13 protein-coding genes are annotated in these 15,477 nt (G+C 45.5%); 8 read left to right on the forward strand and 5 right to left on the reverse strand.

The annotated features are described in order from the left end of the window. Window positions 1-11 precede the first annotated feature (11 nt). Both ACFQ2I_RS11430 and ACFQ2I_RS11435 read left to right on the forward strand, forming a co-directional pair. Window positions 12-3,782, forward strand: coding sequence for an alkaline phosphatase family protein (locus tag ACFQ2I_RS11430; protein WP_377564325.1), 3,771 nt, complete (start codon window positions 12-14; stop codon window positions 3,780-3,782). Between the two features lie 27 nt (window positions 3,783-3,809). After that, window positions 3,810-5,369 (forward strand): S-layer homology domain-containing protein, encoded by a 1,560-nt coding sequence (locus ACFQ2I_RS11435; protein ID WP_377564327.1) that lies wholly within the window; start codon window positions 3,810-3,812, stop codon window positions 5,367-5,369. A 66-nt stretch (window positions 5,370-5,435) separates the two neighbouring features. On the opposite strand, the gene ACFQ2I_RS11440 is transcribed toward ACFQ2I_RS11435, so the two are convergent. Further along, window positions 5,436-8,714, reverse strand: a complete 3,279-nt coding sequence (locus tag ACFQ2I_RS11440; RefSeq protein ID WP_377564329.1) for a CBM96 family carbohydrate-binding protein — start codon at window positions 8,712-8,714, stop codon at window positions 5,436-5,438. 396 nt (window positions 8,715-9,110) lie between these two features. Between ACFQ2I_RS11440 and ACFQ2I_RS11445 the strand changes: the two genes are divergently transcribed. The 6 genes from ACFQ2I_RS11445 to ACFQ2I_RS11470 all read left to right on the forward strand — a co-directional run bounded on the left by ACFQ2I_RS11445 (window position 9,111) and on the right by ACFQ2I_RS11470 (window position 11,748). Next, a complete protein-coding gene (locus ACFQ2I_RS11445; RefSeq protein ID WP_377564490.1) occupies window positions 9,111-9,419 on the forward strand; it encodes a PadR family transcriptional regulator in 309 nt (102 codons plus the stop codon). Continuing rightward, window positions 9,416-9,763 (forward strand): DUF1048 domain-containing protein, encoded by a 348-nt coding sequence (locus ACFQ2I_RS11450; protein ID WP_377564330.1) that lies wholly within the window; start codon window positions 9,416-9,418, stop codon window positions 9,761-9,763. Before ACFQ2I_RS11445 ends, ACFQ2I_RS11450 begins: the two co-directional genes overlap by 4 nt. A 9-nt stretch (window positions 9,764-9,772) precedes the next feature. Further along, on the forward strand, window positions 9,773-10,042 hold the full coding sequence (locus tag ACFQ2I_RS11455) for a DUF1048 domain-containing protein (protein ID WP_377564332.1): 270 nt from the start codon (window positions 9,773-9,775) through the stop codon (window positions 10,040-10,042). 74 nt (window positions 10,043-10,116) lie between these two features. After that, window positions 10,117-10,506 (forward strand): hypothetical protein, encoded by a 390-nt coding sequence (locus ACFQ2I_RS11460; protein ID WP_377564333.1) that lies wholly within the window; start codon window positions 10,117-10,119, stop codon window positions 10,504-10,506. Window positions 10,507-10,708: 202 nt separating this feature from the next. Further along, entirely contained in the window at window positions 10,709-11,005 is a 297-nt protein-coding gene (locus ACFQ2I_RS11465) for a hypothetical protein (protein ID WP_377564491.1), read from the forward strand. Window positions 11,006-11,040: 35 nt separating this feature from the next. Then, window positions 11,041-11,748, forward strand: a complete 708-nt coding sequence (locus ACFQ2I_RS11470; RefSeq protein ID WP_377564334.1) for a DNA alkylation repair protein — start codon at window positions 11,041-11,043, stop codon at window positions 11,746-11,748. Between the two features lie 153 nt (window positions 11,749-11,901). Here ACFQ2I_RS11470 and ACFQ2I_RS11475 read toward each other — a convergent pair whose 3' ends face one another. Genes ACFQ2I_RS11475 through ACFQ2I_RS11490 form a run of 4 tightly spaced genes read right to left on the reverse strand, consistent with a single transcriptional unit; the run spans window position 11,902 to window position 15,470 of the window. Beyond that, window positions 11,902-12,612 carry a dihydropteridine reductase gene (locus ACFQ2I_RS11475; RefSeq protein WP_377564335.1) on the reverse strand — a complete coding sequence of 237 codons (711 nt, stop codon included), beginning with the start codon at window positions 12,610-12,612 and terminating at the stop codon, window positions 11,902-11,904. 34 nt (window positions 12,613-12,646) lie between these two features. Further along, on the reverse strand, window positions 12,647-13,399 hold the full coding sequence (locus ACFQ2I_RS11480) for an iron ABC transporter ATP-binding protein (RefSeq protein WP_377564336.1): 753 nt from the start codon (window positions 13,397-13,399) through the stop codon (window positions 12,647-12,649). Next, window positions 13,396-14,457 (reverse strand): iron chelate uptake ABC transporter family permease subunit, encoded by a 1,062-nt coding sequence (locus ACFQ2I_RS11485; protein WP_377564337.1) that lies wholly within the window; start codon window positions 14,455-14,457, stop codon window positions 13,396-13,398. Before ACFQ2I_RS11485 ends, ACFQ2I_RS11480 begins: the two co-directional genes overlap by 4 nt. Further along, window positions 14,454-15,470, reverse strand: a complete 1,017-nt coding sequence (locus tag ACFQ2I_RS11490; protein ID WP_377564338.1) for an ABC transporter permease — start codon at window positions 15,468-15,470, stop codon at window positions 14,454-14,456. Before ACFQ2I_RS11490 ends, ACFQ2I_RS11485 begins: the two co-directional genes overlap by 4 nt. Window positions 15,471-15,477 lie beyond the last annotated feature (7 nt).

Consider the following 15,477-nt stretch of genomic DNA (forward strand, 5'->3'; position numbering starts at 1 on the left):
GATTTGAATCGATGAATATTGTTCGGAGACCGTTGTTCGCATTATGTATTGTTTTGTCACTAGTAGTAGGAAGTGTCGCCGTACCTTTCGGAGAAGCAGGCAAAGGTTCGGTCAAAGCGGAAGGGCTAGGTTCCCCCTCGAAGGTTGTCCATATTACATGGGATGGCTTCTACAATGGATTATACGATTCAGCCAAAGAGAAAGGTGTTGCGACACCGAATCTGGACCTGCTGGTAAACTCGGGAATGAGACTGACGAATCATGCAACGACTGTGCCTAGCGTAGAGGCTGCTAAATATTCCGCCTTAACAGGCGCGTATCCTAGAACGACAGGCAATACGTATAAGCACTTCGATGGCAATGCGGTCGTCGGCTTGGATAGCAAGGTCAACCTTGCTCAGACGATCACACAAGCGATGCAAAATCACAAGACGGCGCTTGTCATTGATGAAAGCGCTGTAAGCACAGAGGAAGCGAGTACGTATACCTACCTGTCCAGCACGAAGAAGTTCGCGGATAGCTCGACATTGGCTGTACAGCAGCTTGCTACGGTTGGTCAGCCCGACTATTTGAACATTTATGCGAATGATCTGTACATGCATAAACGGAGTGGGGCTATCGCGGATCGCGCAGCTTATGTAGATGAGCTGCTTGCCATCTTGCAGCAATTAGATGCTGGATTAGGCGCTGTAATGGAAGCGGTTACTCTTCATGGCGATGCTGAGAATACGACTTATGTTCTAAGCTCGCATAGCGGAGATGCGGTGACAGAGAGTAAGAAAATCGCCGATATTCATCAAGCGCTGACGGCAGGCGGCTTTACATTTAAAGAAGTAAGCTCTGGCAATGCAGCTGGAGATCATGAACTCGTCCTCATTAAAAACTATGAGGCCAAATATTTGCAGGTTCGCTACAACACGCTGGATCCCAATGCAGTAGATGAGCTGATTGCATTAATCAGAAATGAAAGCTATGTCGAGGATGTGCTTGTGAGAAGCGACTTGGATGCGCTGGGCGTTCATCCCATGTTCGCGGATCTAATCATTATTCCGAAGAGCGGCTTTAGCTTCTGCCCGGCTAGCGTAGGGGTGAGCAGACCGGATGCGTTCGAGGATTCGGCGAGACATGTATTCGGTGTGGTCGCAGGACCGAGAATGGAAGCGATGAATAAAGCAGGTCGAGTGACAACGGAAACGAGCATTGTAGATTTGGCGCCAACGATTGCAGATGTCATGGGCATTGCTGTGCCGGCGCAAGCTGAAGGCAAGAGCTTGTTAACGCTCGAAGTCGAGGACGGCTATGTGTTATATGTGAACTGGGACGGCTTCGCTTATGATTGGTATGAGCTCGCTAATTCACCCGGATATGAAGGGACTCCGCACATAAATGCGTTGCTGCAGAACGGGGTGCTCTTCACCAATGCTCGCACAGGGATTCCATCGATTACGGGATCTATGATGCAGGCAGTCGCATCAGGCGCGTGGCCTGTCGATACAGGGAATAGTTACCGCTATTATGATAGCGATCTCAATCAAGTCATTCAATATGGAAGAGAAAACGTATTGGAGAACATCGCTGAAGCGGCTGCTATACGCAACATCAGCATGGCAGGCGTCAATGCATGGTATTTTGAGAACCGCGGATTATTCGAAGGCAATGAAGCGCAGCCCTATATTGCAGCCGGCGGCCTGGGAGGCTTCACACAGCGTGTCGATGAAATGATCAAGGTCATCCAAGGCGAGCCAGTTCAAACGGGAGGGAAGACAATCACCTTCCCCGAGGTTCCGAGATTTCTCAGCATTTACGGCGATGAAATCGATGGAGTAGGCCATAATGAAAAGGATATCCGAGATGTATCCGTTGTATCGGAATCACGGGAGCAATTGTTGCTGAGTGTCGCTAACACCGTCATTCATATGGATCGTGAGCTGGGACGATTAGTGCAGGCATTGAAAGATAGAGGAATCTATGAGAAAACGACCATATTCCTGACAACAGATCATGGCATGAGTCTTCTTGGGGCCGATGACGCTGCTAGTGCTGCGACGAGCCCAACTGCGACAAGCAGTCTGCCCGAACTGGAGAGGACGATCGCTAATGTAGGACAATCCTACCGTGGTGAAGCGTTTAAGGTTGAGACGGTCTACCAGGAAGGCAGAGGCGCTCAGCCCGATACAGAGATCGTCATTACGTCTGCCGGGCTGCAAGCGCAAGTGAAGTTTTTAATTCCATTGGAAGAGGCGGTTAGGGATCAGATTGTTGAACATGTGATGGCAACCGAATTTTATGGCGCCCACTTATCGCATGATGAATTGATAAAACGAGGCGCGCCATCCCATTTCGCGGATTTATTAATCTCGCCCAAACCTCCATATAACTTTAAAACAGGGGATCCCGATCGTATTCGTATCGCAAGAGGTCAGCATGATTCACTTGATGATTCCTCACAACGTATTTTCACGATGATCTCAGGTCAAGCGGTTAGGAAGGGCATCGTGTATAATCAGCAGATTTCCAATATTGATATTGTGCCTACAATGGCCAGAGTGATGGGCTTCGATGGACCATCGGGAGCGACAGGAATCGTACTTGACGACATCCTCATAGAGAGGCTGCAGGGTCCTGTCTTATCGCTGGCTCAGCCTGCAACCGGGGATGTCACTGTTGCTGACAGTACGTATGTCATACAAGGGATAACAGAGCCTCGAGCGACCGTTAAGATCAATAAAACAGCTGTTGGAAGAGCAGATGAATGGGGACAATTCGCCATTCCACACCCACTTATGCCTGGAATTAATCGTGTCATTGTAGAAGCCGAGTCGCAGGGCAAAGAAACGCGAAAAGTGCTGTTCATCACTTACTTGGTGCCAAGAGAAGCGTTGACGAACAGTATGGAAGAAGCATTCATGCTTCATGAAGAAGCGGAAGAAGGCAATGAGGACGGGCAGTATAAACCGGGCTCGAAGGAGCCTCTGAGACAAGCGATTCGGAAGGCAACCTTCGTAGCGGAAGATAACGAGGCTACGAGCGAGCAAATAGCAGCGGCGCTGTCGGAGCTTCATGAAGCAATTGCAGCTTTCCAGTTAGGAAAAAGAATGGGCGCTATTCATTTGTTCGGCGAAATCATACTGGACGGCGCAGACAAGGCCGGCACAACAGTGGTCATTGCGAATGCGGATCATAGCGTCGTCTATACCACAACCTATGGGGAAGCAGCGACAGATACAGCTCTGGGCCGCAAAGGAATCGTCGATGTGTTGGATGCCTATAACAACGTGCTGGACGATCGTCTCACGTATTCCTTTGATGTCCCGCAAGGAACGTATACCATCTCGATCACTAGCGGCTCGAAGTCAGCAGTGAAAGTAATAGAAGCAACATCCGGAACGGTCGGTGAATTGCCTTGGGGTACCTATACGCTTGTGAAGGCAACAGATATCACGCTTCGGACTACCAATCCTCATACTGGCGATGGGGTCTACGAGATTAGCGACGGGCAATTGACCAGACAAGGCGGAGTGAAAGCGAAGGTAACGATTCAGAGAAGCGGAGCAGCGAGCGAGGATACAGAAGCTGCAGTCGTATTGTTCCAACTGCTCAAAGGAACCACACCGGCAGGGATCATTGCTGTAGAGAAGTCTATCGAAGCGGAAGAGCAGATAACGGCACACTTTAATGTAGCAGGTGCCGACTATAAGGTGAAGGTCTATGTGGTGGATAGCTATAACGGCAGCTTGACCGATGTAGGTTATCATCTGGCCGATCCCAGTACGCTGGAATAAGAGTAAGGAAGAAGGAGTGATGGCATAATGAAGCTTCGCTTGCCTATTTTGTTCATTGCCGCTATGCTGCTACTTCTGCCAAGTGTGGCGGGAGCTGATTCACAGCATGTTACACTGGATCCTGTTCCGAATAAGCAAAGGGGCGACACGGTCGAAATAAGCGGCAGTACTTCGTATGATGAAGTTATTATTAAAGTGATACAGCCAGACCAGACGGTATTATTGTTCGAAATGGCAGACGCACGGGAAGGGAAGTTCCATATTGCCTTCACGTTGCCGACTGACGCGACAGCGGGACCATACAATATCGCAGCTGGAAAAGGTACCGATGTGGCGAACGCTTCCTTCCAAGTGATCGTTCATCCTGCTCCCGTTATTCCTCCTGTGGGCAACGCTCCGGAGCAATCGCAAGCGGGACAATGTACCGTTAGCGATGATCGTATCATTAATGCTGACCGATTGAAGCAAGCCTTGGAGAAATGCAAGTCAACTCATCTCGTAATAGAGCTGTCGGATGAAGCCATGCTGGATGACATCATCCTTCCTTGGCATGCGCTAGCCAGCAAACAGTTGGATCAGCCTGATGGGATTATCACGATCAAAACGCCGGGCTTTTCAGTAGACTTGCCGATTGCGCTTGCGTCTTTCGTTGGTGCTGGTGATGCTGTGCCTAGTGACGCAAGCATTGTATTTCAAAGGAAACCTGTTGATCAAGCGATGCTGGAAGAGATAGACCGTAAAGCTGATGAGGAAGGATTAACGCTGATTAGCCCCGTTGTACCATTCGGCATCTATATCGATACCATGGGGGAGCGAAGCGAGCTCAATCATTTCGGAGACACGTATATGACGAGAACATTTGTCGTCGACCATGCATTAGACGCTTCTCTTGCGACCGTGTTCATGTACAATCCTGCAACGGGGACATTCGCATTCGTTCCAGCCTTGTTCACGGTTGAGAATGGGAGAACAACGATTGCAATGCAGCACAATGCGAATGGCGTTTATGTTGTAGTGTCTTCACGGAAGTCCTTCGGGGATCTGAATGGACATTGGGGACGACAAGCCATAGAATGGCTAGCGTCCAAAGGAATTGTTAGCGGGGTATCACAGACACAATTCAACCCCGATGGTGAAATTACTCGCGCTGAATTCGCGGCGCTACTGGTCCGATCTCTGGGATTACAGGAAGAGATAAAACAAACAACCTTCGCTGATGTTGGTTCAAATGAGTGGTATACAGGCGTTATCGGAGCCGCGGTTTCCTCTGGCTTAATCAATGGCTATAAGGATGGCACATTTCGGCCGGACGCATCCATTAGTCGAGAGCAGATGGCGACGATGATCACCAGAGCGCTTGCATTCGCAGGCCAACCTGCGCCAAGCGCAGATCCACACTCTCTGTCACAGTTCAAAGATGGATCAGAGATTAGCTCATGGGCGGCATCTTCGGTTGCTGGAGCACTCCAAATAGGTCTTGTGACGGGCATGGGAGATGGAAGCTTCGATCCGGCCGGTGAAGCCAGCAGAGCGCAGGCAGCTACTATGCTGCTAAGGATGTTGAGATTTGCGGAGTTTATGAATTAAGTATGTTATGCTGTGAAATAGAGTAAAGGAGGCGTTTACGCCTCCTTTATTCTATCATCCTTTCAGTTATCCCAGGGACCACTGCACGATTTGAAATTTGGCACTGGCTACTAGAGCGTCTTTCGCTTCGTTAGTGATATGATTGTGCATGGCCACATTTTCCACATGGTTTATAAATTTCGTCATGAAGGAAATCGCTTGTGAACTGGAGCCTTTTTGAAGGTGATGCTGCGCTTGATTTAAAGTGTTATCAAGTTGAACCGCCAGCGGGTCAACAACATCTCCCGAGGACATATAGTACTCCCATGCCGCTTCTACATTCAGATTCTCATACTGGTACACCCATGTTCCGGCAGAGGTTCCAATATACACGTGAGGCAAGGTCGGATGGAATGCCAGTTTCCATATATCCGCTGCGCCAGAAGGGAGGCCGGGAACGGAGCTCCATGTCACTCCTCCATCAAAGCTTTGAAACAAGCCTGCCCCGACCCCTCTTTTAATGTTGTAACCACCTGCTACATAATGGTTCAAGCGATTAGGGTTTTGAGCAATATCAAATATTTGTAATCCCCCGTCAACGTTGCGCTGAAGACCGTTTTCCTCCCCGATATAGGAATAGGATGATCCATCAAATCGGTATATTCCGTCATCACTTGCTACCCAAAATCGATTAGGGTATTCAGGATTTTCATCCGGCACTACCTTGCGGATCGGAGTCGAATTGGACATGCCCATGATATCAGGTGCAGTTAAGGTCCAGGTGATTCCTCCATCAGTGGAGTGATACAATTGATACGTCATTTTTTGGGTAATGGCATCTGTCCCCCGATCTATGGCCCATACATAGTCTCCATTGAATGGGGACACCGCCACTACGCTCTTGGTTCGCTGAGTCCACGTTGCCCCGCCATCTGAGCTGTAACGAGAACCTGCATAGATGATGTCCGGTTGCTGAGGATGATATTGAATCAGCTTCGTTGACGCTCCTTCGGTTCCGGGAATATGTTGAAATGTCTTTCCATAGTCCCAGCTTTCCGCAAGAATGGTATTGGCGTTCCAATCGCCAATGTTTATCCATAAATGCCCCGGATTCTCCGGGTCTCGAGTGATGCTGTGAACTGTGGTAGCCCCGCCAAATCTCATCACTTTCGGATCGATGATATCTTCAAACATCGGAAATACATCCTGCTTGCCCGGATTCACCGATGCAGCGATTCCTCTGTCAATGACTGCTATATATATGTTCTGGCTATCCGCTGGATCGAATAAAAAGTCGCTTGCCCGGAATCCCGAATAACCGGAATTCGCATAATGAAAAGATGTTCCTCCGTCAGTGGATTTAAACATGACCATATTCAGTGAAGTCCATACGAGATTGGGATCCGTTGGGTGAACAACGATTCCTTCGGCAGAATAACCTGTAATTTCTTTTGTAAAACCAACGGAATTGTCCAAAACAAGTTTATTCCAGGTTTGCCCTAGATCATCGCTGTACCTAACGTTATAAGCTACCTTATCCATGACGAGAAATAATCGCGGATGATTCCCTGTAACTGGAGAAGGGCCAAACAGCACCTTAATAAATTGCTTCCCGTCCGGCACACCAGAAGGCCGTGGCAGCTTCTGCCACTCCACTCCTGAGTTATAACTGATGTAGGCCTCGTCGCCAGCAGCTAATACCCAATTGCTCGCATTCAACGGATTCACGGCAATGCCATACGCCTGATAGAAGCTTTCCCCGTTTATCGTATGAGTTGGAAGATTGTGATTGAACGACTCCCATGTCTCCCCATGATCATTGCTAACCATAACGCCATTTTCTTCCGTTGCGGCAATAATTCTTCCTATCGCAGCATCGACATGCAAGTCTCCGATTCGCAATCCAGACAGGCCGACGTAAGTCCAGGTGTCCCCATCATCCAACGATCTGAATAGTCCTCCCCCGTGCGAGGCGACAAATATCTCTCTAGTCCCGTTAACCATTCCACCGAATTGAATGAGGTTACCGCTTCTGTAGCGGTGATAAGGCAATTCCAGCACATGTTGCCAGGAGGCTCCTCTATCCGTCGTTTTCCATATTCCTTGATATACACTCGGGAATTTCAGATCGACTGGTTTTCCCGCTGTAGCAGCCACGAACGCCAAGTCTCCATTATCCGGTGAAATCGCGAGATCCACTGTTCCTGGCAATTTGAGGCCATTATTGCTCATTTGATACGAAAGTCCGCCGTCTTTACTTGCCCATACGCCGGTTGTATCCGAACTGATCATAAGATGCTGCTCATCGTTCGCATCAACATCCATTGCCCATACTTGTTGCGCGCCTTCGCCACCTTTAACCCCTGACTCGATCGCGGCCGGCGGAGTCATGTGAAGCTGCACAAGCCATGGCGTGTAACGGGTTGTCGTTAGTGCATCATTTGTTTCCGGTATGGTCCGGAATGTAATGGAAGCAGGCTGCGGAAGAGGAACTCCTCGCATATTTGTTACCTCTGCATTCACGTTAACCATGTATGATGTCGAATAAGATAGCTTTTCGGGAACGCTCATCGTAAAACTTGTAGGAGTGCTTGAAAACTCATGATAAGAGACTTCTTCTCCTGTACTCATATTGATGAGGTTAATCGTGGAAGAGTTCAACGTGCTTTGATCCATCACACTGTCAAAAACGACCGTAATTTCCGGAAGTTCCACCGTCACATATTCCGAATGATTTGCTGGTGTACTGGCAGCAATAGAAGGGGGGATTTCTAAAAACTCCAGCACAGGTTGATTACTATTGTTATTGCGGGTATGGAATCTCACTGCTTTGTTAGCAGAAGTATCATCCCTTACAGCTAACGTGACTGTCCCATCCCCATTTATTTCATTCTTTACGAATTCGCTGACGTTAAAGCTGATCCACTGGTTAACAGTATCAACGCTCGCGCTGGAAATCTTGTCACCGAGCACAGGCTTATTATTCCAGTTCAGTCCTGTCTCTGACCAAGAGTCATCACTTACCGCATACACACTTACAGCCAGCGGAGGCTCATTCGGCGTAATATCCGAGACATATAGCTTGAGTACGACATTGTCGATATTGTTGGGATCGAGTTGGCTGACATCAAACTTGAAAAAAGCGTATTTGTCCGATTCACTGCCTCCCGCATCTCTAATAATCGCAGTGCCGGATAAGCCAAAGTTTCGATCCGGCATAATACCGTCTACATAATTGTCTGCAATCGCCATAAGCGCGCTTGAAGGAGTTGGTTGCGCTTTTACTTTGCCAGACATACCTGTGTTAGTGTTCATCGATACCGTCAACAGAGCACATACAAATAGAATGCTAATTTTTTTAAACATCTTGCCCCTCCAATGTAAGGAATATAAAGATTATTTGATACCGCTTTCAATATACACTTTCATTAACCTCATCCTGCTTTATTTATTGTGTACCCCCTTTCTCTGGGTATTGAACTTCTTTCAATGGGTGAAGCGCCATGCCTGTTGCAATCGCATAGCAATCATAATTGCATTGTATACTTTGATTCATCCGCTTATCCATGTCATATAAGGGGATAACATGGAGAATGACGATTGAAAAAAACGGTCGACTAACTAATCATTCTCTATCACAGCTTCAACTCACAGCAATTGACAAATCAACTACTACGTGATACTTTATAGCAGTAATAAGTAATACTTGTTACTGGTCTTACAGAATAGAGAAGGGTGATTGTGCTGGAAAACTTAACGGAAATGCTCAAAGGCGTGCTTGAGGGCTGTGTGCTAGAAATGATAAGTCGCAAAGAAACCTACGGCTATGAAATTACGCGACAGTTGAACGCTCTCGGCTTCACAGATGTAGTAGATGGAACGGTCTACACGATTCTGGTACGGCTTGAAAAAAACAAGCTGGTGGAGACGACCAAGAAGCCTTCCGACATGGGGCCGCCGCGAAAGTTTTTTACACTCAACGACGCGGGACGTGAGGAGCTGCAGAGGTTCTGGGAAAAATGGGAGTTCATATCGACAAAAATGAACGAGTTAAAGGAGCGAAGCAAATGAACTTTTGGGAAAAGATCACAGGCAACGACATGACGAAAGAAGTTAAAGCTTTTGAATCGCGCGCCCAAAAGCTGCCGGCCGATTATCAAGCGGCATGGAAAGAAATAGGCACTAATGTTTGGCAGTACTCCGATTTCACCGGTCGGAATCTCATGCCGATTTTGGACGGTGTGCTTGGCCTGTTGGAACAATCGGCGGCGGACGGTCAGAACGTCAAAGAAGTGTTGGGTGACGATATTAATGGCTTCTGTTCGGCGCTGGTCGGAGCAGAAGGAGCAAAGTCGGTTCGCGACAAATGGCGTGAGCAACTGAACCATAATATTGCCAAAAAAATAGGCAAATAGGAGGGTACTATGAGCATACGAGATATCATCGAAGGCAAAAAAAAGTGGCGAACATTAGTGGCGCGTGTCAAAGCGCTGCCGCAGGATTATCAGTTGGTTTACAAGGAGATCCAAAAATATCTCTTTAAGGTCGGCCCTGTTGAGATAGTCGAGGATGTGGGGTTACTGGAAGGAATTGTCGAGCTTTTTGAAGAGGGCGCGAGTATGGGGAAAGGCGTGCTTGAAGTGACTGGAAGCGACGTAGCGGCTTTTTGCGACGAATTAATCAAAAATTCATAGCGGCTGTTATTGCTGGCTGCTGGGCGGTCGAGACGGCAGAGTCGTTGCCGGTCCGGGAGGCTAATTTCTAATTAATGAGGCGGACAGGGAAGAACGAACCAAAAACTTACCCAGCCTTCTTCGCTGCGAACACCGTAAGGCAGCGTCCAGAGCTCGTAAAGGCTTTAATTGTTATCGAGCCGGTTGGCTCGCCGACCGACAAGACCGATCTGGAGCAGCATTTTGTCGATGTCCCTTATCTTGCCGTATATGGCGATTATATAGAAAGCAGAGGTCAAACGGGGCGGTATGAGTCTTGCATAGAAACCGCGAAAGTGTTGAACGAGCTTGGCGGATATGGAGAAGTGATGACTCTGACTGATCTCGGCTATAAAGGGAATACCCATCTTATGATGCAAGATACGAACAAATCCGACATTGCGAAGCTTATTATGGAATGGATACAGTTACATGTAAAGGTTTAGAATCAAGGGGGCCGTCCCGTCCTGACCGAAGCTTGTGCAAGCAGCATAGAATCCGGCTCAGTGGATCGGCATTGGGGCGCAAGCCGAAGAATGGTTGTTTTCAAATTTGTAATTTGTATGTTATACTTTTCTTTTAAATTTTTTATGAGTATTAATTTTCATATTAAAATATAGGAGTGGTTATTTGAGAAAGCATAAATCCATGTCGTTTGACGAATTGTTGAAGGATTTACAAGGTCATAACAAAGTCGAGGAAGATCCGAATGTTATTCCTTTGGACCGATTATTTACGGATGAGTTTATGGTCAAGCATTCCCGCTCTACGAATTTTGCGGAATTTTTAGAGAAGGGAAACTTTCAAGTAAAGTCTTACGAGGATGTCAAAAACATCCCGGAAGAACTGTTCGACCGCCATTTAGACAGAGAGACGGATTTTACGAATTGGCAATGCATGCTTGATGCGGCGAAAACGGAATATGCCGCAATGAAGGCAAAATAGGTTGTGCATCTCCCTTACAGAAGGAAGTGGAGTCATTGAATCTGGAAGCCGTTATGCAAGAGCTTGAAGCGCTCGGCAAGGAACGAACCAAGAAAATATACATGTCCAATGGCGCGCACGAACCGCTTTTTGGCGTAGCTACAGGCGCCATGAAGCCAATGTCCAAGATCATCAAGAGGAATCAACCGTTAGCCGACCAGCTTTATAACACAGGGAACTATGATGCCATGTACTTTGCGGGGGTTATCGCAGATCCTGGGGTCATGACTGAAGCGGACTTCGAGCGCTGGATGGATGGGGCATATTTCTATATGCTGTCCGATTATGTTGTTGCTGTAACATTGGCTGAGACAGATATTGCCCAGGAAGTTGCAGATAAGTGGATAGCCAGCGGAGAAGAACTGAGAATGTCGGCGGGCTGGAGCTGTTATTGCTGGTTGCTGGGCAGTCGCCCGGACAGCGAGTTTTCCGAAAGTAAACTGGCCGATATGCTTAAAGGCGTGGAAAATACGATTCACGACTCTCCCGAACGAACGAAATACGCGATGAACAACTTTATATACACGGTGGCCACATCCTACACGCCTCTTCACGAACGGGCAGTCGAGACGGCACAGGAAGTCGGTCCGGTAGAAGTTCAGAAGGATAAGAAAAAAAGCAAGCTCCTGAACGCAACCGAAAATATTCAAAAGGCATTGGATCGCGGCCAGCTCGGTTTCAAGCGAAACTATGTAAGGTGCTAAGCGAGCGGGTAATTCGAAAGTCATGTAATCTCGTCTTAGAAGCTGAATCAATAGCTCGCAGACAGGGTACAGCCCCCTACTATGTCTTGGAGCTGTGCCCTTTTGTCACGAATGGAATATCTTGTTTCGTATGCGGCAAGTTGTCGATTAATTTTACATATTAGATGATAAAAACTCAGATAGTTGATGTTCATGCTTATCAAGCATAATCTGTTCCACCTTGATGCCTTGCTCACGCAATACTTTAATGTTTTGTACGAGGAATTCATCACTACCGACAACATAGAACAGCCCATCCTTGTCCTCAGCAAGATTCTTCACTTCTTCATAGTATTCCGTACGATTATCAACAAACTGAGCTGTAAAGTTTTTATCAGGTGTGGTTTTGAAAAGATCGGTAAACAAGAAGTGTTTTGATGAATCGATGTTTAAGGAATGCATTTGATTGACGCTGTCAGTACGTTTAAAGTAATCAAGTGCAAGAGGTCTAAAAGTTGCCAGGCCAACACCCGATGACAACAAGTAAACATTTTTCCCTGCTCTTTTCAGCGGTACATTAGAATGCGTTTTAAATATGGCAACTTCCCTGCCTATTTTAAGATTTCTCAAAATGGTTTTGAACTCAGAGCATTGTTCTTTAATACGTGTGGTAATTCCAATCGCGTCCTCATGTGGTAAAGTGGAAATGGACATATGGCGAATGAGGCTGCGATTTGGTTGATCTCCGGCATTAAAACCCTCCAATGCGAAATGAGTATGAGAGCCTTCTTCCCATGTGAAATTTTGCGGACAGTCCAGCAAATATGTTTTAATTTCAGGTGTTTCTTCAATAATTCTTTTTATTTTAATCCAATAAATTTGCATGATTCAATCTCCTCCGGATTCATTGTATATGAAGCTAATAAATCGCGATTGGCCCATAAGGACCATCCATAATTTCTATTTTGGTTTCGAAAATATCTGTTAAAACTTGTGGGTTCATAATCTCTTCTACTGTTCCAAAAGCGGCAATCTGTCCATTCTTCATCGCACAAATTCGATCCGAATATTTGGCTGCAAAATTGATATCATGCATAACTGTCAGTATAGTTCTTCCAAAGTCAGTAGCCACATGCCTTAAATATTCCATCATTTGGACAGAACGAGCAATATCAAGATTGTTTAGTGGCTCATCCAAAAGTACATACTCAGTCTCTTGGCACAAAACCATTGCCACATACGCCCTTTGTCGTTGTCCGCCTGAAAGCTCATCCAAATACCTATTTTCCAGATCAGTCAAATCTAGAAAATCGATATATTTAGAAATAATAGCTTCATCTTCTTTCGTTAATCTCCCCTTTGAATAAGGAAAACGTCCAAATCCAGCTAGTTGTCTGACCGTAAGCCTCGTTACAAAATGATTTTCTTGTCGCAAAATAGTCAATATTTTCGCTAAATCTTCTGATTTAGATGAAGAAACATCCATATTGGCCACACGAATGTGACCTTCATCCATATTCAGAAGTCTGCCAATCATCAAAAGTGTCGTGGATTTTCCAGCGCCATTGGGTCCAATTAAAGAAGTGAAACCAGCTTTTGGAATTTCAATATCCAAAGGACCTATTTTCACCTCGTCCGTATACAACTTTCTGGCATTATTAATTTTTATCATAGCGACCTCTTCCTTAAAATCACAATTAAAAATATGATTCCACCAAACAGTTCGATAATAACGGATACTACAGCTTGAGAATGAAATACGTGATACATTAAAAAGTACGCACTCGTTAGTATACAGAAGCCTATTGCAAGAGCCATCGGGAAAATATATCTGTGATCGTAAGTCGGCGCCGCTTGATAACTCAAAGTTGCAATTAAAAACCCGTAGAAAGTAAGCGGTCCAATTAACGACGTTGAAATGGCCATTAAAACAGCTACTAATATAAGCGTATAAATGATACTAGGTTGATATTTAACGCCAAATGAAGTAGCGACATCTTTGCCAAGTGACACTACATTCAATTTCTTAGAGTTAACCAAAAGCAATAAACCTATAATGATGACCATTGGAATGACGATGGGAAAATAATCGGAATCCGCATTGTTGACAGAACCAAACAATCTTGCCTGCAAAAGATCAAACTCAGATGGCGCAAGAAGTCTTCTCATAAAAGTGGAGACGGAATTCAGCCCTGTTCCAATGATAATGCCAACCAAAAGCATAAGTTGTAGATTTCCATACTTTCCAGACAGCAACCATCCGTATAAGATCAAACTCATTAAAACCATGATGATCACTTGAAAAAGATAAGAACCAATACCGCTAAAACTGATCAATGCACTAGCGCCAAAGAAAAACAATGTACTGGTATGAATGGTGGAGTACAGGGATTCAAAACCTAAAAGAGAAGGCGTTATAATCCTATTATTCGTAATCGATTGAAAAGCAACGGTCGACAAACTGTGACATATTGCCGCAATAATCATAGCAACAATAGCTTCCAAACGTCTTGTAACAACTGGGATAAAAGATGGTGAATCTACTGGAATCGGATTGTTGTAAACTAAAAGTCCGTAAGAAGAAAGGAGGCCTAAAACGATGAATAGGCTTAGCAAAATCCAATAACGCGTTTCCTCTTTCTTTGAACGAAAAGCTCTAGCTGATCTATTTTGATTATGAAGGCTACTACCGATTGCGACATTATTATGTGTATAATCCAATGCGTTCATCGCAGCCTCCTTGATTTTCTTTGTCTCAATAAAATTAGAATGAAAACGACTGCTCCCACTGTTCCAAGTATTAAAGAGACAGGCACTTCAAAAGGCATAATAATGGTTCGGGAAATGATGTCACATAGAGTGATCGTCCCCATGCCGATTACACATACCCAAGGCAAATTGCTTCTAAGATCATCACCTCTAAACATGGAAACAATATTGGGGACAATTAAACCTAGAAAAGGCAAGTTCCCAATAACAGCTGCAACAATTCCAACGGCAACAGCAATAAGACCATTAGCTAACAGAATGAGCCTGTTGTAATTAACGCCCAGATTCGTCGCAACATCTTCTCCTAGTCCGGCTAAAGTCAGTCTACTTGCATACATAAAAATTAAAATAGTCACTATAATAATGATCCATAAATATTCGTATCTTCCTACTTGAACAGCGGAAAAAGATCCCACGAACCAACCTTCAATAATTTGCGTCATTTGAAAAAAGAGTCCCATAAAGGTGGAAACGGCAGAAATGACTGCTCCAAGCATCAGCCCAATGATCGGAACAATTAAAGACGACCGGAGTTTTACTTTTCTTAAAAATAAAAAGAATACCATCGTTCCTATAAAAGAAAAAAGGATAGCACCAGTCATTCTTAGAACTAAAGAAGGTGCAGGAAATAATAAATAAACAGCAAGAAGTCCCAAGCCTGCCCATTCCATTGTTCCTGTTGTAGTAGGTTCTACTAAACGATTCTGTGTAATAAGCTGCATGACGAGTCCTGACATGGCCATGGCAGCTCCAGTAAGCATGAGTGCAACGGTTCTTGGAACACGAGTGATAAAAAACATATCCCGTCCATCTTCTTGTCCCCATATGTCATAAACTCCAGTAAACAGCGAAATTATTCCTAAAATACTAACGACTATAATGACTAGTATAAAAGGTTTTGTCCATAATTTATTTTTCTTATAGAGCTGGAGTTGAGAATTGTTCTCAACTCCAGCGGTTGCATTTTTGGGCACTATGTTG

It is taken from the genome of Paenibacillus chungangensis (assembly GCF_042675905.1).
In the GTDB taxonomy this organism is placed as follows: domain Bacteria; phylum Bacillota; class Bacilli; order Paenibacillales; family Paenibacillaceae; genus Pristimantibacillus; species Pristimantibacillus chungangensis.

Coding starts and splice junctions, on each gene's coding strand:
- ACFQ2I_RS11430 (WP_377564325.1), top strand. CDS start 12: ATGAATATTGTTCGGAGACCGTTGTTCGCATTATGTATTGTTTTGTCA.
- ACFQ2I_RS11435 (WP_377564327.1), top strand. CDS start 3,810: ATGAAGCTTCGCTTGCCTATTTTGTTCATTGCCGCTATGCTGCTACTT.
- ACFQ2I_RS11440 (WP_377564329.1), bottom strand. CDS start 8,714: ATGTTTAAAAAAATTAGCATTCTATTTGTATGTGCTCTGTTGACGGTA.
- ACFQ2I_RS11445 (WP_377564490.1), top strand. CDS start 9,111: ATGCTCAAAGGCGTGCTTGAGGGCTGTGTGCTAGAAATGATAAGTCGC.
- ACFQ2I_RS11450 (WP_377564330.1), top strand. CDS start 9,416: ATGAACTTTTGGGAAAAGATCACAGGCAACGACATGACGAAAGAAGTT.
- ACFQ2I_RS11455 (WP_377564332.1), top strand. CDS start 9,773: ATGAGCATACGAGATATCATCGAAGGCAAAAAAAAGTGGCGAACATTA.
- ACFQ2I_RS11460 (WP_377564333.1), top strand. CDS start 10,117: ATGAGGCGGACAGGGAAGAACGAACCAAAAACTTACCCAGCCTTCTTC.
- ACFQ2I_RS11465 (WP_377564491.1), top strand. CDS start 10,709: ATGTCGTTTGACGAATTGTTGAAGGATTTACAAGGTCATAACAAAGTC.
- ACFQ2I_RS11475 (WP_377564335.1), bottom strand. CDS start 12,612: ATGCAAATTTATTGGATTAAAATAAAAAGAATTATTGAAGAAACACCT.
- ACFQ2I_RS11480 (WP_377564336.1), bottom strand. CDS start 13,399: ATGATAAAAATTAATAATGCCAGAAAGTTGTATACGGACGAGGTGAAA.
- ACFQ2I_RS11485 (WP_377564337.1), bottom strand. CDS start 14,457: ATGAACGCATTGGATTATACACATAATAATGTCGCAATCGGTAGTAGC.